This window comes from Gottfriedia endophytica (assembly GCF_017814275.1).
Classification (GTDB): domain Bacteria; phylum Bacillota; class Bacilli; order Bacillales; family Bacillaceae_G; genus Gottfriedia; species Gottfriedia endophytica.
Window position 1 is genome coordinate 502,281 of the sequence record NZ_JAGIYQ010000001.1, and the last position, 22,716, is coordinate 524,996.

Here is a 22,716-nt window from a genome sequence, read left to right on the forward strand (position 1 = left end):
CGTCACTATAACATAGTTACATGTTGCTGTCAAGATGGCTTACTTTGTTCGCAACAAAAATAATTGTAACAAATAATTAATATTATGACAATCTTTTTTTAAAATTTATTCATAAAGTTTTATACTACATTAACGTGCAAAGGTTTTACTTTAGTTTAATTGGCCATGTGTAAACTCTTGAAGTGTATGTATACTCACTCTCTCTTGAAAAATATTTTGTAAAGTAACAATAATAGCTAAGTCGACAGTTGTTGTATATAAATAGATTTTTTGAGGTGCTAGGGCTGTTAAAGGAGCTATTAGTTCTCGATCCATATATTCAAAATCTCTGATACTTTCGCCGTATCCCTTTAAGGTTTCATATGAAATTGGCATCATAAATTCGTCATATACAACAAATTTGCCATTATAAACAATATGAACATAAGGAATAACGGATTCTTTTTTTAGAACCTGTTGACGAAGACTTTCAATGAAATTTTGATATTCATTTTCAAGCTTATATTCATCAATTGCAATTTCACTAACATAAAGTAGCTGTTTATAATATTCTCTTAAACGAAACGTAACGAATGATTCAAAATTAAACCGGACACTATTTTGTAAATAATTTATTAGAGCTTTAGATAGTAAGTGTTTACTTTTTCGAATCCTTTTTTGATTTGGTACGCTTTTTCTTCTACCTCTTAATAAAGATTGTGCAATCGGGAGAATCTGTTGAATTTCGTCCTCTTCATAGTAAAAAGATGTATGTAAAATGGACCGAATCCATTTATGCTCCTTTTGAGAAATAATAAAATGGATTAATACAGGAATTAATATTTGTTTAATACACTCATTTGTATTTTGAGGAAAATTAATTAAAATTGAATGTGTCTTATGTTTCCTTAAGAAAAATGGCTGTAATTGTTTTTTTAATCTTTTTTGTAAATGTTCAAATACATAAGCTGCATCAATAGGTTCATTGAAAGAAATTTCAATCACCCGTTCCCCCCCTTTCAAACCACTACCTAGTCCTATATATATTAAAGAAATCCATAAAAAATGACGCAAAGACAACCATTCATAAAAAGTGGCAATCTTTGCGTCATTCTAACTAATATTTGATTTATACTTTCTTTAAAAAACTTTACTCTATTTGATGATGAGAGAAGTTGATTTCCGCTCCAATCAACTTCTTTATAAACAGTTTGCTTTAACAATTTTTTTATATCAACTCTTTTAGAAAAGAGCATTATTCTTAGTATCTTCTATTTTGGCCAACCATTTGAATTGGTTTCGCTAAATAACGAATTCGATCTACAACACGTGCTGCTTTTACTTTTTCTTCTTCACCGCGTTGTGAATAAGTTAAATGGTGCTCTAGTTGTGATAGATCAGCGTTTGATGTAAAAAGTGTAGGAAGCTTTTCAAGCATACGATATTGAAGAATCGTTCCTAAAATTTCATCCCTCGCCCAACTAGACATTTGTTCTGCACCAATATCATCTAACATTAACACATCAACCTTTTTGACTGCTTGTATTTTCTCCTCAAGTGTTCCATCACTAATTGAACTTTTTAGTTCACGTAAAAACTCAGGTAAATACACAAGCATTGTTGATATGCCTTCTTCTGCTAATTCATTAGCAATGGAACCTAGGACATAGGTTTTACCAACGCCAAATGGACCATAAAAATATAATCCTTGTGTAAAGGTTCCTTTTTCATATTCCACTAAAAATTGTTTTGCAGCAGAAATTGCTTCAAATCGCCCACTATCTTCTAGTGATAAATTTGACATTGATGCTTGGAGAATATCTTTTGGCATGTATAAACATTTAATTAAAGCCTCATGTTTTTTTCGTTTATCATATTTTTCTCCATTAGGACAACGTTCATATTGTAAATCAATACGTTTTCCTTGAATTGTTAAATAAGGATGATATCCTTGAACCATATTTTTACAGCGTTCAACACTTGGACAATCTTCACAATTCACACTTTGGCCAATATATTCGTACAGTTTATTTAAACTAAGATCGATCATATCGTCAGTAATTTCTTGTCTATGCTCCTGTAAGAAAGCTTGTACTTTACTATGATTTCGAACTTCAATTCTCATTTTTTGGAAAGTATCCTGAAATTGTTTATTCTTCATTAGTGATGAGAATGCATTTTGAATTGGTTCCATTTCAGTCTCTCCTCTCTATTTCTTTTTATTTCTTTTAAACATCTGTAATTCTTGCTCTAATCGTTTTCTTTCTTCTTCAATATCAATTTCTTGATTACCATTTTGCTCTTGATTAGGCCTATCGTTAGATTGAACGTCATCATTTCGATTTAACCAATCCGGAACAATCTCAGTTCGAATTGGTTTATTACGACGACTTCCCGTTCTTGTTTTTGCAGCATTTTGAACAGTCTGTTGAGATTCAATGTATTCTTTTCGTGCTAATTCCATTGCATCCTTTACTGTTTTTACGCCTTTTCGTGCCCAATGGCTAGCAATTTTCATGACATAATTTCTTGAAAGTTTTTTATCAAGGCGAATCATAACGTAATCGATCAATACATTTACTACGCCTGGTAATAACTTTTGCTCAAACATAACTTCTTCGATAATTTTCAAATCAGCAGCAGTAGGTTCTGCTCCTCCTGCAATTTCTTTTAAGTATTGTCTAGGTGAAATCGTTTCAAACGCTTGAATCAATTGTTCCTCTTGAGTTGTTGGTTCCTTTTTCGTAGCTTGTCTATGTTTCATCGGTTGTACTTTTTCTACTAAATGTGGAAATTGATCATGGTGTTCAAATTGATACCATTCTCGTGCCTCTATACGAAGCTTCTCTACATTAATTCTATTCTCATCCGTAACAGCTCTCATTGTTATAGATTTCATTTGAATTGGATTAATCCCATATAAAAAAGCTAATTTACAAATTGTTTCTTTTACTTCAGGTGTAAAAGCACGTTTTGGAACAAAGGTATCGGACAGACCATCAAGGAATAATTGATAGTCAAACTCTTCATTCTTAACAGTAATTTTTGTATTTACACTACTTTTTAGAATTCTTTTATCCTGGGGGGTCATTAAATCTTCACTTTGTGAAGAACGTTGAATTTCTGCAACTTGCTGGCTAGTCATCGGTTTAAAAACTGAATCAAATGATCTCGTAATTTCTGTATAGCCTTTTCTCTCTATTTCATCTCTCATAAAAAAGCTTTTCAACCGACTATACTGGCTTTTTCCTACTGTTTTGTATAAGAAAATATTTAAGATTGGTTCTTCAAAAAAGTCATAAGGACTAAGTGGAGACTGTAAATCATATATCAAATGTTTTCCATTTTCATTGTTCTGTTCAAAAACTTTTAATAACCCCATACCTTCTAGCACTAAACGTTGTTCATAAACAGTGCGCATATTGCTTTTCATCCCCAGCATTAAAGAATGATGAGTATGCTCGGCTGGATTTAACTGATTTTGCTCACAATCTCCCCAAAGTGTCATATATAAGCTAAACGCTAAACTACCAATAATTGGTTGATAAAGCATTGTTAAAGTCTGTCTGTGTATTGTGTGTAACGTACTAGTAGTTAAAATAGTATACGGGTCTGAAGGTAATACGTCCATCCAATGTTGCTTATCCATAGACACTGTTAAAATCCTTTCTATTAATTAGGCTTTGTTTCTACCGAATGAAACGTTCTAAAACAACTAAATCATTCCGCATTAACAGACAGTAAGGCCCCACCTCAAGATTTATAGATACGAAGAAGATCTCTCTTTGATAACTGTCCATAAAAGCCCGATTGGTTCAATTAACCATCAGTGGGGATTATGCACTCACTGATGGAAGTTTCACTTTATTCATTCGTTTTTCCACGATTTATTAAGTCTTTTAATTCATCTATAAATACATTAATATCTTTAAATTGTCGATATACTGAGGCAAAACGTACATATGCTACCTCATCTATTTTTGATAGATTTTCCATTACCAACTCGCCAATAACTTCACTCGGTACTTCTGACGTACCACTATTTTTAATTTCTTTTTCAATGCTAGTCGTAATTTCTTCTAGTTGAGATAGTGAGACTGGACGTTTTTCGCAAGCTTTAATGAGTCCTCTAAGTATTTTTTCTTTACTAAATTCTTCACGGATACCTTCTTTTTTGACAACAAGAATTGGATTGTCTTCTACACGTTCAAAGGTAGTAAAGCGATGTTGACATAACTCACACTCACGTCTTCTTCTTATCGAACGTCCCTCGTCAATCGGACGACTATCCAATACTTTTGTCCCATTATAATTACAAGATGGACATCTCATTTCTCTCATTCAACTCCATTTTTAAAATAATAATATCTTCAGATTCATCCTAACTCTATACTATACCATAACAGCTTGAAACGAAAGTACAGGAAGATATAACAGTATAAAGTTTTCAAATTATTTATTTTTAAAGAGTCTATATTGTTTATATTCACGAGAAACATAACAGAATCTTTTTTTATTGCTGTTTTCGTATACATTGTCGCTATTTTAGAATGGGTTAGTTGATTACAACTCCAGGATGCTCCCTTTCCGCGTGGCGTCAGCTGAGCCTCCTCAGCAAGCCTGCGGGGTCTCAGCCTTCCCGCTATTCCCACAGGAGTATCGCACCTTCCATTGTAATCAACTTCTGTCTTTATAATTTATAATCTCAAATGCAACACTCTTTTAGAAAAGAGCCTTTTTAATATATTAAAAAAGAGAGGCATAAACACGCCTCTCTTAGCTTTTTAGTTTCCGTTAACAACTTTGACCTTATTTAATTGAATTGGACCCATTCCACGAGGTAACTCTACATTTTCACGCGTTTCAGCTTCTAAAGCTTCAGCAATGTAATTCGCAGCTACGTTCGGATCAATTCGATCACCACAAGTATATACATCAATACTTGCATAACCATGTTCAGGAAAACTGTGAATAGTTAAATGTGACTCTGAAATGATTACGACACCACTAACGCCATGAGGAGCAAACTTGTGAAATGCAACTTCTCGTACCTCAGCACCTGAACGAAGTGCAGCATCCACGAACGTTTCCTCAATAAATTTCATATCATTTAATTTTTCAGTATTACATCCCCATAACTCGGATATAACGTGACGACCCATAGTATCCATATTCATTTCCCCCTTTTATTATTTACGTAAACTCTAATGCAAAAGTATGATCAACTACCACGGGGGAAAGTTAGTCCAAAGAGGTCCTAACCCTTTAAGTAGTTAGTTATACTTTCAGAAGTTCACGAAAGTTAGTATACTTGCTTTTTTTTTGAATTGCAAGATAAAAATTTCCTTTTTTTCCGTAATTAATCACTCATAAAACAGTATTCATTATATTCTATTGTATAAAATTTGACTACATAAAAACTTCAAATTAAACATTAATTTATTATTAAGATTATTAAACCCTTTGGATCACCCACCTAATTTTTCCAGTAAATTTAAGGGATTTGACTTACAAAATCAGTCCGTTTAAATCAATTTACAAAAAAATTATTTATCTCCAGAACAAATTAGATCATAAAAGAATAGAAATATATTTTCACTTTAATGAGTTTTTATGTAAAAAACTAAAACTATTTATTTGTAGGGTATTTTATTATACATTGTTGCTATTTCAGTATGTGTAAGTTGATTGGAACGTAGGGATGCTCGCTTTCCTAGGGGCGTGAGCTGAGCCTCCTCGTCGCATACGCTCCTGTGGGGTCTCAGCCTTCCCGCATCTCCCACAGGAGCCTGGGCACCCTTCCGTTCCAATCAACTTCTGTCTTATAAATTACATAACCTAAAAGCAACATTCTTTTAAAAAAGAGCCTTTTTGTAAAACTTAATTGAACTATATTGACGATTTTCACGTAGATTTATCTAAAAAGCCATATAGAGAAACGAGAAATAGCGGAATATTTAGTCATATTCCGCTGATTGTTATTTTATTCTATTAAGCTTCTACTGTTTGAAGTTTTTTCATTTGCTCAGCAACTGCTGCAACTAAGTCAACAACTCGTCTTGAATACCCCCACTCATTGTCATACCAAGCAAGTACTTTTACTTTTCTTGAACCAATTACCATTGTAGAAAGAGAATCGATAATTGCTGAATGTGGGTTACTATTAAAGTCGATTGAAACAAGTGGCTCATCACAGAATTCAACGATTCCTGCCATTGATCCTTTTGAAGCTGTGAAGAACGCATCGTTAATTTCTTGAACTGTAACATCTCTCTTTAAATCAACAACTAAATCTACTAAAGAAACGTTCGGAGTTGGTACACGTAAAGCCATTCCATGAAGCTTTCCTTCTAAGTGAGGCAAAACTTTTGAAAGCGCTTTAGCTGCACCTGTAGTTGTTGGAATAATAGATTGAGCACAAGCACGAGCTCTTCTTAAATCTTTATGTGGATTATCAATATTATTTTGGTCATTTGTATATGAATGAACAGTTGTCATTAAACCGTTTTCGATACCGAATTGATCATCTAATACTTTAACAACTGGAGCTAAACAGTTTGTAGTACATGAAGCATTTGAAATAACATCTTGTTTCGTTAAGTCTAATTGATCATGGTTAACACCTAAAACAACTGTTAAGTCTTCGTTTTTACCAGGAGCTGTAATAACTACTTTTTTCGCACCTGCTGTGATATGCATTTTTGCTTTTTCAGCATCATTAAATTTCCCCGTTGCTTCAATAACAATATCAACTTGTAATTGAGACCATGGTAATAATTCAGGATTACGTTCACTAACAAGATCTACACGTTTACCATCAACAAGTAAATGGTCATTATTTGCGATAACTTCACCATCAAATTTCCCGTGAGTTGTATCATATTTAATTAAGTGTGCTAAAGTTTCTGCTGGATAGCTAGCATTGATCGCTACAACATCATATTTATCACTCTTAATTGCTTGTCTAAACACCATTCGACCAATACGTCCAAAACCATTAATTGCTACTTTCACTGAAAACAACCCCCAATTAAGTTATACTAATTATACTTTATCCCCTCAATTAGTATATCACATAAATCGGATTTTGGTTAATTAATTTTACTTATTTCCTATAATTTTTGTCATTAATGTGATTACTTGCTTATTTGTGTGTTCAATTGTGCCATTATTATCAATTACATAGTCAGCTAATTTCACTTTTTCACTAACTGGAATTTGTGATTTTATCCTTGCCATCGCCTCTTCCTCTGAAAGTTTATTCCGTTCCATTAGTCGTTTGATTTGATTTTCTTCATCAACATATACGACAATTGTTTTTTCAACTAAACTCGTTAACTTACTTTCAAATAATAATGGAATATCTAAAATAACAATTCGATGCCCCTCATCCAATAACGCTTTCGATTGTTGAAGCATAACTTTCCTTACCTCAGGATGAACAATTTTATTTAATTCCTCGCGACGGCCCGGATCATGGAATATAATTGCTCCAAGCGCTGGTCGATTAATTTCACCATTTTCCAATAAAATTTCTGTACCAAACGTATCAATTATATTTTGATAAGCAACTTGCCCAACTTCAACAACTTGTTTCGCAATAACATCTGCATCAACAATCGGTATTCCAATCTCACTAATCATTTTTGAAACTGTACTTTTTCCACTTGCTATACTACCTGTTAATCCTAATACCATCCCCATCACACTCACACCTCTTCTATAAGGAAATAGACGTGAAATGATTCACGTCTATTGTCCACATTTTTAATAATTCTATTAATCCCATATTTAAAAGGAATTTTTAATCCCTATTAATCATTATTTTTTTTCTGGCAAATTGGACAATAGGATGTTCCTCGTCCACCAACAACTATTTTTTCAATCTCGTGGCCACATTTGACACAAGGTAAGCCTTTCCTACCGTAGACTTTAAGAGTTTCTTGAAATGTTCCAATCTTCCCCTGAGAGTTTACATACGAACGAATTGTGCTTCCACCTTGATCGACTGCTTCCTGCAATGTTTCGATAATACAGGATACTAATTTATTAATTTCTTTATCAGTTAAAGAGGAAGCTGGTATTTCCGGATAAATTCCTGCCTTAAACAAAACTTCATCCACATAAATATTACCGAGTCCAACTAGAATCTCTTGATCTAATAAAGCAATCTTAATTTTACGATTCGTTTTTCTTAGCTTTTCTTTTAAGTAATCAGGTGTTAATTCATCTGATAAAGGTTCTGGACCTAATTTCACTAAAGGAGGTTGTTTTAATTCCTCCCCTTTAGTAAAAAGGTGCATGGTCCCGAATTTTCGTACATCCTGATATCTAAGCACCGTATGATCTGTAAATGCAAAACAAACATGAGTATGTGGAGCTACTTCTTCATCTGAATGAAAAACTCGAAATTTACCTTCCATCCTTAAATGAGAAACGAGTACAAATTCATCCAATATAAATAATAAAAATTTTCCACGGCGTTTTATATCTTGTATTGTTTGTCCTTGAAGAAGCAATTGAAATTCCTCTACTTCTTTAGGATGTTTTATGATGTTTTCCCAAGTAACAATAACGGATGAAATCTTTTTTCCACTAACTAAATCAACCAATGTCCTTCTGACTGTTTCTACTTCAGGTAATTCTGGCATACTTATTTTTCACCCAATCAACTTATTTTGCTTCAAACCATGAATTTCCATAGTTATAATCAACCTTTAATGGAACACTTAATTTCACTGCGTTTTCCATTACTTCAGGTACGATTTTTTCAAGAATTGGTATTTCTTCTTTTGGCGCCTCAAAGATTAATTCATCGTGTACTTGAAGTAATAGATTAGCTTGAAGCTTTTCTTCTTTTAATCGCTCTGCCATTAAGATCATTGCCTTCTTAATAATATCTGCAGCACTTCCTTGAATAGGTGTGTTCATAGCAGTTCTTTCTGCAAATCCACGAATATTAAAATTCTTGCTCGTAATCTCAGGAATATAACGACGTCTATTTAAGATCGTGCTAACATATCCATCTAGCTTTGTTTTTTGAACAATGTCTGTCATGTATTCTTTTACTTTAGGGAAGCTCTTTAAATAATTCTCTATAAATGTAGCAGCCTCTTTTCTCGTAATCCCTAAGCTTTGTGATAATCCGTAGTCACTAATTCCATAGACAATCCCAAAATTTACTGCCTTTGCTTGACGACGCATATTACTTGTAACGTCATCTTTTTCCACATGAAAAACATCCATTGCAGTTTTTGTGTGAACATCAAAATCATGTATAAACGCATCCATTAAATTTTCATCTTGAGCAATATGCGCAAGTACACGAAGCTCAATTTGTGAATAATCAGCTGCGAAAATAACCCAATCTTTTTCTGATGGAACAAATGCTTTACGAATCTTTCTTCCTTCTTCTAAACGGATTGGAATGTTTTGTAAATTTGGATCAACAGAGCTTAAGCGTCCTGTTTGTGCTAATACTTGGTTAAAACGTGTATGAATCTTGTTGTCTTCTTTATTAATCACTTTCAACAAACCTTCTACATACGTTGAGTTTAACTTACCAACTTGTCTGTAATGAAGAATTTGAGGAATGATTTCATGTGCTGATTCTAATTTTTCTAACACATCTGCTGATGTTGAATAACCAGTTTTTGTTTTTTTGGCTGCAGGCAGATTTAATTTTTCAAATAAAATCACACCAAGTTGTTTTGGAGAATTGATGTTAAAGGACTCTCCAGCTAGTTCATAAATTTTTTGCTCTAAATCTTTTAACGTAGCTGTTAGTTCAGTCCCCATATTTTGTAATGTTTCTTCATTTACCGAAACTCCATCAAATTCCATTTGTCCTAAAATAAAACATAATGGAAGCTCTAAATCTAATAATAGATCTAGTTGTTCGTTTTTTTCTAACTCAGATTTTAACTTCTCTTTTAATTCATTTAGCGCAATTGTTTTACGAACGATATAATCTGCTACGATTTCTTGTTCAGGAACTGACTGTTTTGCACCTTTTCCGTATATTTCTTCTGAAGTATTTACAGTAGTTGCTACCTTACCATTCACCAAGTCTGCAAAATCTTTATTTGACTGAGATGGATCTAATACATAAGAAGCTAGTAATGGATCAAAGTTTATCCCCTCAAGAGAAATACCCTTCCATTTTAAAGCTACGTAGCTTGCTTTCGCATCATAAACAGTTTTGTTCGTCTGTTTATTTTCCAACCATTCTTTAAATACCGTAGAAGATAAAGCAACATCTGTTGGGATAAAGTAATTACCTTTTTCATGACTTAATCCCAATCCGATAATTGGTTCAGTATGATAGTTTTCCCCTACCATTTCAACAAATAAGCATGCGTTATCAGCTAAGTGGCTTTCTTCAACTGATGATAAAATATCAAAATTAATTTCATCTAATTCTTTTTGTGGCTCTTCTTTTGGTGACACATTTAATTTTGATAACAAGGAAGTAAAGCCTAATGATTGAAATAAATCTACCACTCGATCCATTTCCACTTCTGTACGCACAGTATCTTGAATACCTATTTCAATTGGCGAATCAATTTTAATCTTAGCAAGCTGCTTACTCATTAAGGCTTTATCTTGATTTTCTGTAAGGTTCTGAAGAAGTTTTGCACCACTGACCTCATCAATGTGCTCGTAAACTCCTTCCACTGTCTCAAATTGCTTTAATAATTTGATCGCAGTTTTTTCACCGACACCAGGCACTCCTGGAATATTATCCGATTTATCTCCCATTAAGCCTTTCATATCTACAATTTGCAATGGAGTTAGTTCATATTTTTCAAAAATAGCTGAAGGTGTAAATTCCTCAACTTCAGTAATCCCTTTTTTCGTCATACTAACAGTAACATTCTCATCTACTAACTGGAGTAAGTCACGGTCTCCTGAGATAACTTTTACTTCTAGTCCCTCTTTAGAAGCTTGCCCTGCAAGCGTTCCGATAATATCGTCTGCCTCATAATTATCTAATTCATATCTAGCAATTCCATATGAATCTAACAATTGACGTACTAGAGGAAACTGCTCACTTAATTCAGGTGGCGTTTTTTGACGTCCGCCCTTATACTCTTCAAATGTTTGATGACGGAAAGTTGTTTTCCCAGCATCAAAAGCTACTAACATATGTGTAGGTTTCTCATCCTCTAATATTTTCATCAACATCATTGCAAATCCGTAAATTGCATTCGTATGTATACCTTTGTCATTATTCAATAGTGGTAATGCAAAAAACGCACGATACGTAATACTATTCCCATCAATTAAAACAAGTTTATTTTTCAAGGTAAGACCTCCCTTACTCTCATTCATTTCTATTATAGGTAAATCTATCCTTTATCTTACCATGACCACTAATTTTTTCGAAAAGAATTTATCTGAAAAAGAGAATCTCTTAAAAAATATATTTTGATTGAAAAATACATAAGTTATTAAAGGATATACTACTTATTTCTCAATATAAATTCAATTAACATAAATCTACGCTTAGAGAAATTATAGCCTCAGCGTTATTTTATTTTGGTTGTTTTCGTATACATTGTCATTATTTCAGTATGTGTAAGTTGATTTCCACTCCAGGATGCTCGCTTTCCTAGGGGCGTGAGCTGAGCCTCCTCGTCGCATACGCTCCTGCGGGGTCTCAGCCTTCCCGCATCTCCCACAGAAGCCCTTCACCCTTCCGTTCCAATCAACTTTTGTCTTTAAAATTAATCTCTCAAGAGCAACAACCTTTTTGAAATAAGCCATAAATAAAAGACCAAATCAAAAGTGATTTGGTCAGCTAATTAGTACCTTTATTTAGATGTTTTTGGGATAACCGAAACTCTTCATTAATGTGCAGTAAAAATACCACCCCAAAATTAGAAAAGGAATGAGGCCTCCAATTGAAGTTTCAATCTATTGCTTTTTCACTTCATTAAGAGCTTCTGTATTAGATTTTCGAGGGGCAAAATACCCTTCAGTATTTACAACAGCAATTTCTTCTTCAAACTTGCTTTGTTTTTTCTTTTTTACATGCGGATTTTGATTGTGACCCATCTTTATCACCTCCATGAATAGTATTTGCCACATTTCGAAGATTTTTTCGGATGTATTGTTAACAAAAAGTGGAAAGATGTTTGTTATAAAAAAACTGGGAGCGTGTTAAACAAGGAAAGGAAATGCACTTACTATATTGAATAGTAATAAATAAGTCATAAAATAGTGGAGGTATAATGAAACAAATATTTGCTACTATTTATATCTGTATTTCACTTATAATGTTCTTCAGTATTTTTCTTGTTAGATATTCACAAGAGTCTTGTGTTTTTTATTTTCCTGTCATCACTTTAATTATTGGTTTATTTTATCTAATAGGGGATTCGTATCAGAAATGGATTAATAAAAAATAATTTATACTTTAGTTGAATTAGCAAACACTACGACTATCCTATATTTCGGACAGTCGTTTTAATTTTGAAATATCAACAGCTAACAATAACCGACACAACACACTTTAAAAAAAAGAGGCTATTTTCTAAATAATAAAGTGAGAGTAGGAATGAAAGGTTAACTTTGGTTTTAACTCTTTACTCAAAGATTGTTCTTTTAAGATTTTTAATTTTAATGACAGAAGTTGATTGGAGCGGAAGGTGGGAGACTCCTGTGGGAATAGCGGGAAGGCTGAGACCCCGCAGGCTTGCCGAGGAGGCTCAGCTCATGCCCCACTGAAAGCGAGCATCCTGGAGCGGAAATCAACTTATCGCATTCTAAAATACTAACAAAGTTTATTCACTCAACTCTCTCTCAAATACTAGCTCAACATAATCATGACCAGATTGCCTTACACTTGATTTCATTACTTGGTGTAATCTCCATCCACTCTTAGCATACGTTCCTACAACATCATAGTAATGACGATTTGTATTGTTTGTGTTCACTTTTACAGATTCATATTCAAACAATGAAATACCTCCCTTACATGAGCATCCTTTCTATAATCTACCCTAAATTACAGGAAGATAACTTCATAATTAGTCATGAATTTTAAATTAATTAAATAAAATATATTTTAGGCAAAAAAAATCCCGGGAATAAATTAATATTCCCGGTTTAAAATTCAACACCTTGGATGAAGGGGTTTTCATCTATTATTGTAACAAGCTTTTGTTAACATCGAATAAATACACTGTAAAAGGAATGTAAATTATTGGATATTTTTCTTATTTAATGTCACGATGAAAGTTGTTCCTTGTCCAAGTTTGCTTTCCACTTCAATGTTTCCTTTGTGGGCTTCAACTAAATGCTTTACAATGGCTAATCCTAATCCAGTTCCTCCTGAATTTCGACTTCTAGCTTTATCCACACGATAAAACCTTTCGAAAATTCGAGGGATCTCTTCTTTTCCAATACCAACACCAGTATCACTTACACGAATGGAAACAGAGTTTTCATTTTCTGAAGCTGTAATAAATACTTTGCCACCAGACTGAGTATATAAAAGTGCATTATCAATTAGATTAATAAATACTTGCTTTAAGCGAAGTGCATCTCCAGCAACGATTAGTGGATTTTTTATATAATTTTTAAATTCAATATTTTTCTCTTGTGCTTTTTGAGATAGCATTTGAAAAATCTCATCTATTACAGTCTGTAAATTCACTTTTGAAATCTCTAGTTTAAATCCTTGCTGTTCAATTTTTGATAGATCTAATAAATCTTGTATTAACGACTGCATTCGATCGCTCTCAGATAAGATAATCGATAAGAAGTTTTCACATAAAGCTTGGTCTTTCATCGCTCCATCAAGAAGCGTTTCTGTGAAACCTTTTATTGATGTAATAGGAGTTTTTAACTCATGGGATACATTGGCAAAGAAATCTTTTCTTACTTGTTCAAGTTTCTTTAATTCCGTTATATCATGAAATACTAGGACAATTCCTTTCCATTCATGGTTGATCCCTATAATTGGAGCTCCATATACTTCAAAGTGTTTTCGTACAATTTTTAAAGGTAACACAATTTGTTTTCGAATTTTAATTTCTTTGAGAAAGATTTGCTCAACAATTTCTATAATTTCGTGATGTTGAAATGCATCATGATACAATTCACCTTCAATAAAGCGTGCAGACACATTAAAAATTTCTTCATATGTGCGATTCACTAAATTAACAGTACCTCTACTATTAATCAAAACCACACCACTACCAATATTTTGAATTAATGTGTTTAAACGATCTTGTTGCATTTCTTGCTCTAAAGTCATCTTTTGAAGGTTTTTAGCAAGGACATTCATAGCCTCACTTAACGTACTTGTTGTGGCATCTTCTCTTGAATAGATTCTCGCTTTATAGTTCCCTTTTGCTAACTCCAATGCTACTTGAGTAATTTCATCAATTGGTCTAGAAAACTGATTTGAATAACGAATAATTAAAATAATCATTGTAAATATCGTTATACCAAGGAGAGAAAAAAGATACATCCAGAGACTTTTATATACGTCCTTAATTGAAGCAATTGAATAATTCACAAAAATATATTTCTTGTTTCCTTGTGGATCTTCTATCTGTTTGCCATATGTTCTCTGACCTGATGTACTATCTTTAATTAAAATTGAATTATTTTTATTCCCTAATTCTTTAAAAAATTTATTACGTTGTGAATCACTTACGTTTATTTCTTTTCCATTCTTATTGGATGACGAAACAATTAATTTTTTGTGTTCGTCAAAAACAGATATAGACATTTTCAAATTACGTGAAATATCTTTTATTGTCTCATTAAATCCTACTGTATCAGACAAAGAATCTTTCTCAATTAAAGTAGATAGTAAGTTAATCTCATTTTCTACCCTTAAATCGTAGCTTTTTAAATAAAAGCCTTTAAATGTTTGGCCAAGTACAATCCCTAATCCGATTAATACAACAATTACTATAGTACATAGTCCAATTAAAAGCTTCCGATTTAATTTACTCATCTAATCTTGGTTCCTCTAATTTATAACCTAATCCACGAATCGTTTTTATATAAACTGGTTTCTTAGTATCACGTTCAATTTTTTCACGTAAATGACTAATATGAACATCAACAATTCGAGTATCTCCAGCAAAATCATAGTTCCAAACTGCACTTAGCAATTGATCTCTAGTTAGAACTCTTCCTTTATTTTTAACTAAATAATATAACAGCTCAAATTCCTTTGGAGTAAGTTCTAGCTTTTCATCTGCAACATATGCCTCATAATATTCAGGTAAAACTTTCAAATCAGCAATGCGAATGGCATCTGTTTCTTCTACTTGTTGTACAGGAGTTTCTACAATTTTACTTCTTCTTAAAATAGCTTTAACCCTAGCAACAACTTCTCTTGGACTAAAAGGCTTCGTCATATAATCATCGGCACCTAATTCAAGCCCTAAAACTTTGTCAAATTCATCATCCTTAGCTGTTACCATTAAAATTGGCGTGACATTTCTTTGCAATCTTAATTCTTTGCAAACCTCCATACCATCTTTTTTTGGTAGCATTAGATCTAACACAATTAGATCAGGACGTTCAATTTCAACCTTTGCCAGTGCCTCTTCTCCATCATTTGCCGACACGACTTCAAATCCTGCCTGCTCTAAATTAAATTTAATAAGCGTTAAGATATGTTCCTCATCATCAACTACTAAAATTTTGTTGCTCATTATTTCCCCCCAGATTATCGTTTGAAAACCTCATCCAAGTATCTTTTTCTATAGCACGACTCAGTACTATCATACTAGAATTAAATAATACCGTAAAGAAATCCTCATGACTTATAAAATATTTTCCATAAAAATAAGAGAGTTTATACACTCTCCCGTTTTTAAAAATTATCATATAATAAACTATTTGAAACCTCTAGCGTCGGTGGTACAACGATCAGTTTCCCTGAAGCAATTTGATTTTGCGCTTTGTTTAAAACGCTTACATTGATCGTAACTAACTTGTTTTCATTATCAATTGAATCAATCACAAAATGAATTGAGACTGTTTCATTATGATGGATATGTCCACTAAACTGTATCTCCATATTCACTATATGTGATCCTGGTCCAGGTAAATGCTTTGTTACTGCAGATGAGATAACATTTGTTACTAACATACTTGGTACAATTGGTTTTTTGTATTTCGTTTGAGATGCGTAATTATATTGTGTATATAATGGATTTGTATCTCCTGTCATTGCTAGGTATAAGTAGATATGTTTTTCTTCAAAATGCTCAGTAATAATCAACTTTTCTCCAACCGATAAGTCCTCAAGTTTACGACCATTTTTTATTTTCTTTGTTAACATATGAACCCTCCATTCAATTGATAGATTGATACACTTATTTTAAGTCTCTGTTAAATTAATTTTGATATTCATCAGAATGATCTCCTCGTTTTTTCGAAGAAGTGCATGGGATTATCCTTCTGAACAAACTATGTAGAAAAAAATATTAAAATTTAGCAGAGCCTATTTTAAAAAAATTCGGGGAATACTCCCCGAATTTTCTATTTCTTATTATAATTTACGCTAAAACGTTCATTACATTTTTTACTGCTACAACAGAACGGTCAAGAGCCTCTTTTTCACTCTCCGTCAACTCTAATTCAATAATTTGTTCGATACCGTTTCCACCAATAATTGTTGGAACTCCAAGGTAAATACCAGTATATCCATATTCACCTTCTAAGTACGCAATTGTAGGTAGTACGCGACGTTGGTCTTTTAAGATCGCTTCTACCATTTCTACTAATGAAGCAGCTGGCGCATAATATGCACTACCGTTTCCTAATAGATTTACAATTTCCCCGCCACCTTTACGTGTACGTTCAACAATCTCATCTAATCGAGCTTTTGGAATTAGATTTTCTAACGGAATACCACCAGCGTATGAATAACGCACTAATGGTACCATTTCGTCGCCATGTCCACCTAATACAAATCCAGTAATATCTTTCACTGATAAATTTAATTCTTGTGCAATGAAAGTTCTGAAGCGAGCAGTATCAAGTACACCAGATTGTCCGATTACGCGATGTTTAGGGAAACCAGACTCTTTGTATACTGAATATGTCATAGCATCAACAGGATTTGTTAATACAACAATTGTACAATTAGGTGAATATTTAACAATCTCTTGTGTTACTGATTTCATAATTTTTGAGTTTGTTGATACTAAATCATCACGACTCATTCCAGGTTTACGAGCTATACCAGCTGTAATTACTACTACATCTGAGTTTGCAGTCTCAGCATAGTCACTAGTACCAATGATGTTTGCATCGAACCCTTGAACAGGGCTTGCTTCAAGCATATCCAACGCTTTTCCCTTAGTAGGATTTTCTAATTGTGGAATATCAACGATTACAACATCACCTAGTTCTTTCTGAGCAAGTAAAAACGCTGTTGTTGCTCCTGTAAAACCAGCACCGACAACTGAGATTTTACGACGACGAATCGACATGAAAATTCCTCTCCTTTTTGTAGCATAAAATATGCTTCTGTTTACACTCTATTGTATAAACTTAAACAAGTACCGATTCCATATTCTTAATTAATTCGTCGCCAAACTCTGAACATTTCACTTCAGTTGCTCCATCCATTAAACGAGCAAAATCGTATGTTACAACTTTTGATTCAATTGTATTTTCCATTGATTTAATGATCATAGTTGCAGCTTCATTCCATCCCATATGTTCAAGCATTAATACACCTGAAAGAATAACTGAAGATGGATTTACTTTATCTAGGCCAGCATATTTTGGAGCAGTTCCATGAGTTGCTTCGAAAATAGCATGTCCAGTTTCATAGTTAATGTTAGCACCAGGAGCGATACCGATTCCACCAACTTGTGCAGCTAGTGCATCAGAGATATAATCTCCATTTAAATTCATTGTTGCAACAACATCAAACTCACGTGGTCTAGTTAAGATTTGTTGTAAGAAGATATCAGCAATGCTATCTTTTACTAAAATTTTACCAGCTTTTTCAGCTTCTTCCATTGCTTTATTCGCAGCATCTTTACCTTGTGCTTCTACGATGCGATCATACTCAGCCCATGTAAATACTTTATCGCCAAATTCTTTTTCAGCAACTTCGTATCCCCAGTTTTTGAATGCACCTTCAGTAAACTTCATAATGTTACCTTTATGAACAATTGTTAAAGACTTACGATTTTCTTGAATTGCATAGTTTAATGCAGCACGTACAAGACGTTTTGTTCCTTCTTCAGATATTGGTTTAATACCGATACCAGAAGTTTCAGGGAAACGGATTTTTTTAACACCCATTTCTTCTTGAAGGAAAGCAATTACTTTCTTAACAGCATCTGTACCATTTTCATACTCAATACCAGCATAGATATCTTCTGTATTCTCACGGAAAATAACCATATCTGTATCTTCTGGACGTTTAACTGGAGAAGGTACTCCTTCAAAATAACGTACAGGACGTAAGCAAACAAATAAATCTAACTCTTGACGTAAAGCAACGTTTAATGAACGAATACCTCCGCCAACTGGAGTTGTTAATGGCCCTTTAATTGCCATCATATATTCACTAATAGTATCTAAAGTTTCTTGTGGAAGCCACTCACCAGTTTGTTTAAATGCTTTTTCACCAGCTAAAACTTCTTTCCAAACAATTTTACGAGAACCATTATAAGCTTTTTCAACCGCAGCATCTAAAACACGTGAAGCTGATGCCCAAATGTCTGGTCCAGTTCCATCGCCTTCAATAAATGGCACAATTGGATTATTTGGAACTTGTAATTTCCCATTTTGTAAAGTTATTTTTTCTCCTTGCATATAAGTGACCCCCCATTAAAATTAAAAAATAATTTAAACACGTACCCATATTTAAGAGGGAGAAATTTCCCCCTCTTATATTTTAACACTATTAATTGAAGATTAAATACTATTTTAACATTCAGAAGAAAAAACTAGTATTATCCTCTTTGCTCAATTGGAATATATGAATTTTTATCTGGTCCTACATAATCTGCGCGTGGACGGATAATACGATTGTTTTCATATTGTTCTAGAATATGAGCAACCCATCCAGAAGTACGACTTACAGCAAAGATTGGTGTAAATAAATCATGCTCAATTCCTAAACAATGGTAAACAGATGCAGAGTAGAAATCTACATTAGGTGGAATATTTTTTTGTTTAGTAACGATATTTTCAATTTTTTCAGACATCGCGTACCATTTAGGTTCGCCAGTAATTTGACATAATTGACGAGACATTTCTCTTAAATGTTTTGCACGTGGATCTCCACCACGGTATACGCGGTGACCAAATCCCATAATTTTTTTCTTATTATCCATTTTCTCTTGAACGTAAGCTTCTACATTTTCAAGTTCGCCAATTTCCATTAGCATTTTCATAACACCTTCATTCGCGCCACCGTGTAATGGCCCTTTTAGGGCACCTATAGCTGCAGCCATACCTGAATACATATCAGATAAAGTAGCTACACAAACACGTGCTGTAAATGTAGATGCATTTAACTCATGGTCTGCATGAAGAACTAGTGCCTTATTAAAAGCTTCTTCTGCAAGTTCATTTGGAACTTCTCCATTTAGCATATATAGGAAGTTTGAAGCATAAGATAGATCTTTTCGAGGAGCGACAGGTTCTTGCCCTTTACGAATTCGAGAAAACGCTGTCACAAAAGTTGAAATTTTTGCTTGTAATTCAATTGCTTTTTGATAGTTTGATTGTGTATCCATTTTTTCAGCATTTGGATCATATAGACCCAACATAGACATACCCGTACGTAATACTGACATTGGATGATTATCTTTTAAATTTGTATTTTTTAAGAATGTAATTATCCCTTCTGGTAATTCAGCATTCTCTGCTAATTGAGCTGTTAACTCTTCTAATTGTTGTTTAGTTGGTAATTTACGGTGCCATAATAAATAGACAACTTCTTCAAAGCTAGCAAATTCCGCAAGCTCGTCAATCCCAATTCCAACATAAGTTAATGTATCATCAATAATTGAACTAATTGAAGTTGTAGCAGCTACTACTCCCTCTAAACCACTTTTAACTGTCATGTTTTCCCTCTCCTTTGCGTGAAAAATTCCCCAAACCCTAGTTGTTTATATAATCTGATATTTACCCCATAAAAAATATCAGATGTATGTAGAAAGGTATCCTACTATCTGATATTATAAACAATAATCTGACTTTTGTGAATGAAAACAATTTATTAAAATATATTTAACTTTTATATTACTTGATAAAATCCACTAATTTTATGAATACATATGCAATTCCTGCACCAATTAACGGGCCTACAGCAACCCCTTTAAAAACAGCAACAGACAGAACAGTACCTAAAACAAGAGCTGCAGTAATTTGAGGATCAGAAGCTAGTAATTGCACACCATTTTTTGCTAATAGGGCAACTAGAATTCCTGAAATCAATGCAATCCATGCTACTGGTGTCTTCAGCGCATCAAAAAGATGTTTAAATCCTATTTCACCCGTTGCAATCGGTACTAATACTGCTATCGTAATGACAGTAACTCCCAAATTGATCCCTTTACTTTGTAGATAAGGGAATGCTTTAACACTAATAGGAGTAAGCTTTATAATAATTAATATGACAATGGCGATTATTAATGAGTTATTTTTTGCAACAAATCCAATTAATAATAGTAGTAATAAAAACATCATAGATTCACTCAATTTTCTACTTCCTCTCACTATACTAAATGCATAAATTTCCAAGTATAATTACTATTATAGAAAAATATTTCTTATTAGAATATAATGTACATAATACCATATTTTCCAAAAAATAAAGGGAGATATCAAATGAATAAACAGTTGCTTTGGAGTATTGCTAGGTTACTATTCATTATTTTAAGTACTATTGGCGGAATATTCATAATCCTATTTATAGCAAAGTTAACGTATCCATTTATTATTGCCTTCTTAATTGCATTTTTATTAAACCCTTTGGTCAATTTGTTAAATTTTCGATTTAAAATACATAGGGGAATTGCCGTTTTTATTTCGATTGTCATAGTCATTGCTGGCTTAGTTGGCATCCTAACTTTACTAGTAACAGAAATCATTGCCGGTTCAAATTATTTAATTCAAGTTGTACCAGACAACTTCGAAAAAATTATTTCCTTTGTTCAAGACATGGTAACTGGAAAACTCCTGCCTTTGTATGATGTTTTATCTCATAAATACAGTCAATTAGGTATCGGACAACAAGATACCATTCGATCAAATATTCAGTCGATCGGAAATTCTATTATTGATTTTGGTAAAACAATTTTAACTGGTGTGTTAAATGGCATAACAGTTTTTATTACGCTATTACCAAATACCGCAACAGTTTTAGTGATTTCATTACTTTCCACATTCTTTATAAGCAAAGATTGGTTTAAACTAAAAGAAAGAATAGAAAATAAAACACCAGAACGGATAAAAGGCTATGCTATTTTCATTTTTGCCGATTTACGAAAAGCTTTTTTTGGGTATATCCGTGCTCATTTAACATTAATTTCAATTACAACCGTTATTGTACTAATTGGATTATTAATTCTACGAATACCTTTTGCAGTAACAATTGCTCTAATCATTGGTTTTGCAGATTTACTACCTTATCTAGGTACAGGTACAATTTTTGTCCCATGGATTTTATACACTTTCTTAACAAGTGACTTCTCATTAACGATTGGTCTTTCAATTCTTTTTGCAGTAGTTATTATTTCAAGACAAGTGATGGAACCAAAAATTATTTCATCAAATATTGGACTAAATCCCTTACCGACGCTAATCGCTTTATTTGTCGGATTTAAGCTCTTAGGTTTTTTAGGACTAATTTTAGGTCCTGTAACTCTTGTCATTTTTTCGACACTTTATCGAGCTAATGTATTTCATGAAATTTGGAATTATGTTGTTGGAAAGAAAGAGTAATGGTCAACACGAAGAATCCTTAAATTCACACTGCTTCTACAGCAAAAAAAAGCAACTATCCATTAAGAAATTAGTTTTCATAATGGTATAGTTGCTTTTTTAAATTTGGCTGTTTTTGTATACGTTGTTGCTAATTTAGAATGTCTTAGTTTATTACAACTCCAGATTGCTCCCTTTCCGTGGGGCGTGAGCTGAGCCTCCTCGGCAAGCCTGCGGGGTCTCAGCCTTCCCGCTATTCCCACAGGAGTCTCGCACCTTCCGTTGTAATAAACTTTTATCTTTAAAATTAAAAATCTCAAAAGCAACAATCTTTTAGAAAAGAGCCTTTTATTTATTTGAAGTTAGTCCAAATGACTTTTCCAGTCAATTTTTTGCTTACGTAAAACAACGTTATCTGAATTACTTTTTTTCGAATAAAAGGTACAAAAAGCAACAATGCTGCTATATCAGTCAACGGACCCGGAATGATTAATAAAACCCCTGCTAGAAAAAAATAAAAGCCATCCACAATCATTGCATCAGGTAACTTCCCCGCCTGTAATTGACTTTTAATTTGGGGTATCATATATCCTCCAACTTTTTTTATCATATAGGCTCCTAAAAAGATGGTCCCAGTTATCCATAAAAATGTTGTCAGTCCACCTATAAATTTTGCTATAAACAGTAAAAGCATAAAATCAATAATTGGTATTAATAAAAGACAAGCTACTATTTTTTTCAAACTGCTCACCTCTCAGGTCTAATTAAATGTAAAAAAGAGAAGGAGATCAAACAATCCTT

At 33.2% G+C, this 22,716-nt stretch carries 20 protein-coding genes; 1 reads left to right on the top strand and 19 read right to left on the bottom strand.

The features are described 5' to 3' along the window. Positions 1–150: 150 nt before the first annotated feature. From ytxC to J5Y03_RS02455, 18 genes are all read right to left on the bottom strand, one after another. Complete coding sequence (ytxC, locus tag J5Y03_RS02370; RefSeq protein WP_209402042.1) at positions 151–984, bottom strand: sporulation protein YtxC; 834 nt, start codon at positions 982–984, stop codon at positions 151–153. 256 nt (positions 985–1,240) lie between these two features. Continuing rightward, positions 1,241–2,173: a primosomal protein DnaI gene (gene dnaI, locus J5Y03_RS02375; RefSeq protein WP_209402044.1), complete on the bottom strand. Its 933-nt coding sequence runs from the start codon at positions 2,171–2,173 to the stop codon at positions 1,241–1,243. 15 nt (positions 2,174–2,188) lie between these two features. Beyond that, positions 2,189–3,628 (bottom strand): replication initiation and membrane attachment family protein, encoded by a 1,440-nt coding sequence (locus tag J5Y03_RS02380; protein ID WP_209402046.1) that lies wholly within the window; start codon positions 3,626–3,628, stop codon positions 2,189–2,191. Positions 3,629–3,843: 215 nt separating this feature from the next. Next, positions 3,844–4,311, bottom strand: a complete 468-nt coding sequence (gene nrdR / locus J5Y03_RS02385; protein WP_209402049.1) for a transcriptional regulator NrdR — start codon at positions 4,309–4,311, stop codon at positions 3,844–3,846. A 452-nt stretch (positions 4,312–4,763) separates the two neighbouring features. Next, positions 4,764–5,150 carry an adenosylmethionine decarboxylase gene (gene speD, locus J5Y03_RS02390; RefSeq protein WP_209402057.1) on the bottom strand — a complete coding sequence of 129 codons (387 nt, stop codon included), beginning with the start codon at positions 5,148–5,150 and terminating at the stop codon, positions 4,764–4,766. 820 nt (positions 5,151–5,970) lie between these two features. Next, complete coding sequence (locus J5Y03_RS02395; protein WP_322099535.1) at positions 5,971–6,993, bottom strand: glyceraldehyde-3-phosphate dehydrogenase; 1,023 nt, start codon at positions 6,991–6,993, stop codon at positions 5,971–5,973. Positions 6,994–7,080: 87 nt separating this feature from the next. Next, on the bottom strand, positions 7,081–7,683 hold the full coding sequence (gene coaE, locus J5Y03_RS02400; protein ID WP_209402059.1) for a dephospho-CoA kinase: 603 nt from the start codon (positions 7,681–7,683) through the stop codon (positions 7,081–7,083). A 110-nt stretch (positions 7,684–7,793) separates the two neighbouring features. Beyond that, positions 7,794–8,630, bottom strand: a complete 837-nt coding sequence (gene mutM / locus J5Y03_RS02405) for a DNA-formamidopyrimidine glycosylase (protein ID WP_209402061.1) — start codon at positions 8,628–8,630, stop codon at positions 7,794–7,796. 22 nt (positions 8,631–8,652) lie between these two features. Further along, positions 8,653–11,286, bottom strand: coding sequence for a DNA polymerase I (gene polA, locus J5Y03_RS02410; RefSeq protein WP_209402063.1), 2,634 nt, complete (start codon positions 11,284–11,286; stop codon positions 8,653–8,655). A 612-nt stretch (positions 11,287–11,898) separates the two neighbouring features. Further along, positions 11,899–12,039 carry a hypothetical protein gene (locus J5Y03_RS02415; protein ID WP_209402065.1) on the bottom strand — a complete coding sequence of 47 codons (141 nt, stop codon included), beginning with the start codon at positions 12,037–12,039 and terminating at the stop codon, positions 11,899–11,901. 728 nt (positions 12,040–12,767) lie between these two features. Next, entirely contained in the window at positions 12,768–12,944 is a 177-nt protein-coding gene (locus J5Y03_RS02420; protein ID WP_209402067.1) for a DUF4177 domain-containing protein, read from the bottom strand. Between the two features lie 242 nt (positions 12,945–13,186). Further along, positions 13,187–14,956 carry a two-component system histidine kinase PnpS gene (gene pnpS, locus J5Y03_RS02425; protein ID WP_209402076.1) on the bottom strand — a complete coding sequence of 590 codons (1,770 nt, stop codon included), beginning with the start codon at positions 14,954–14,956 and terminating at the stop codon, positions 13,187–13,189. Then, positions 14,949–15,665, bottom strand: coding sequence for a response regulator transcription factor (locus J5Y03_RS02430; protein ID WP_209402078.1), 717 nt, complete (start codon positions 15,663–15,665; stop codon positions 14,949–14,951). The genes pnpS and J5Y03_RS02430 overlap by 8 nt, the downstream gene beginning before the upstream one ends. A 161-nt stretch (positions 15,666–15,826) precedes the next feature. Next, positions 15,827–16,297 carry a MaoC/PaaZ C-terminal domain-containing protein gene (locus J5Y03_RS02435; protein ID WP_209402080.1) on the bottom strand — a complete coding sequence of 157 codons (471 nt, stop codon included), beginning with the start codon at positions 16,295–16,297 and terminating at the stop codon, positions 15,827–15,829. A 217-nt stretch (positions 16,298–16,514) separates the two neighbouring features. Further along, positions 16,515–17,453 (bottom strand): malate dehydrogenase, encoded by a 939-nt coding sequence (gene mdh, locus J5Y03_RS02440; protein WP_209402082.1) that lies wholly within the window; start codon positions 17,451–17,453, stop codon positions 16,515–16,517. Between the two features lie 61 nt (positions 17,454–17,514). Continuing rightward, complete coding sequence (icd, locus tag J5Y03_RS02445; RefSeq protein ID WP_209402084.1) at positions 17,515–18,795, bottom strand: NADP-dependent isocitrate dehydrogenase; 1,281 nt, start codon at positions 18,793–18,795, stop codon at positions 17,515–17,517. Positions 18,796–18,935: 140 nt separating this feature from the next. After that, on the bottom strand, positions 18,936–20,054 hold the full coding sequence (citZ, locus tag J5Y03_RS02450; protein ID WP_209402087.1) for a citrate synthase: 1,119 nt from the start codon (positions 20,052–20,054) through the stop codon (positions 18,936–18,938). Between the two features lie 178 nt (positions 20,055–20,232). After that, on the bottom strand, positions 20,233–20,679 hold the full coding sequence (locus tag J5Y03_RS02455) for a DUF441 domain-containing protein (RefSeq protein ID WP_209402216.1): 447 nt from the start codon (positions 20,677–20,679) through the stop codon (positions 20,233–20,235). A gap of 141 nt (positions 20,680–20,820) precedes the next feature. Between J5Y03_RS02455 and ytvI the strand changes: the two genes are divergently transcribed. Next, positions 20,821–21,936, top strand: a complete 1,116-nt coding sequence (gene ytvI, locus J5Y03_RS02460; RefSeq protein WP_209402089.1) for a sporulation integral membrane protein YtvI — start codon at positions 20,821–20,823, stop codon at positions 21,934–21,936. Between the two features lie 331 nt (positions 21,937–22,267). On the opposite strand, the gene J5Y03_RS02465 is transcribed toward ytvI, so the two are convergent. Then, entirely contained in the window at positions 22,268–22,657 is a 390-nt protein-coding gene (locus tag J5Y03_RS02465) for an FxsA family protein (RefSeq protein WP_209402091.1), read from the bottom strand. Positions 22,658–22,716 lie beyond the last annotated feature (59 nt).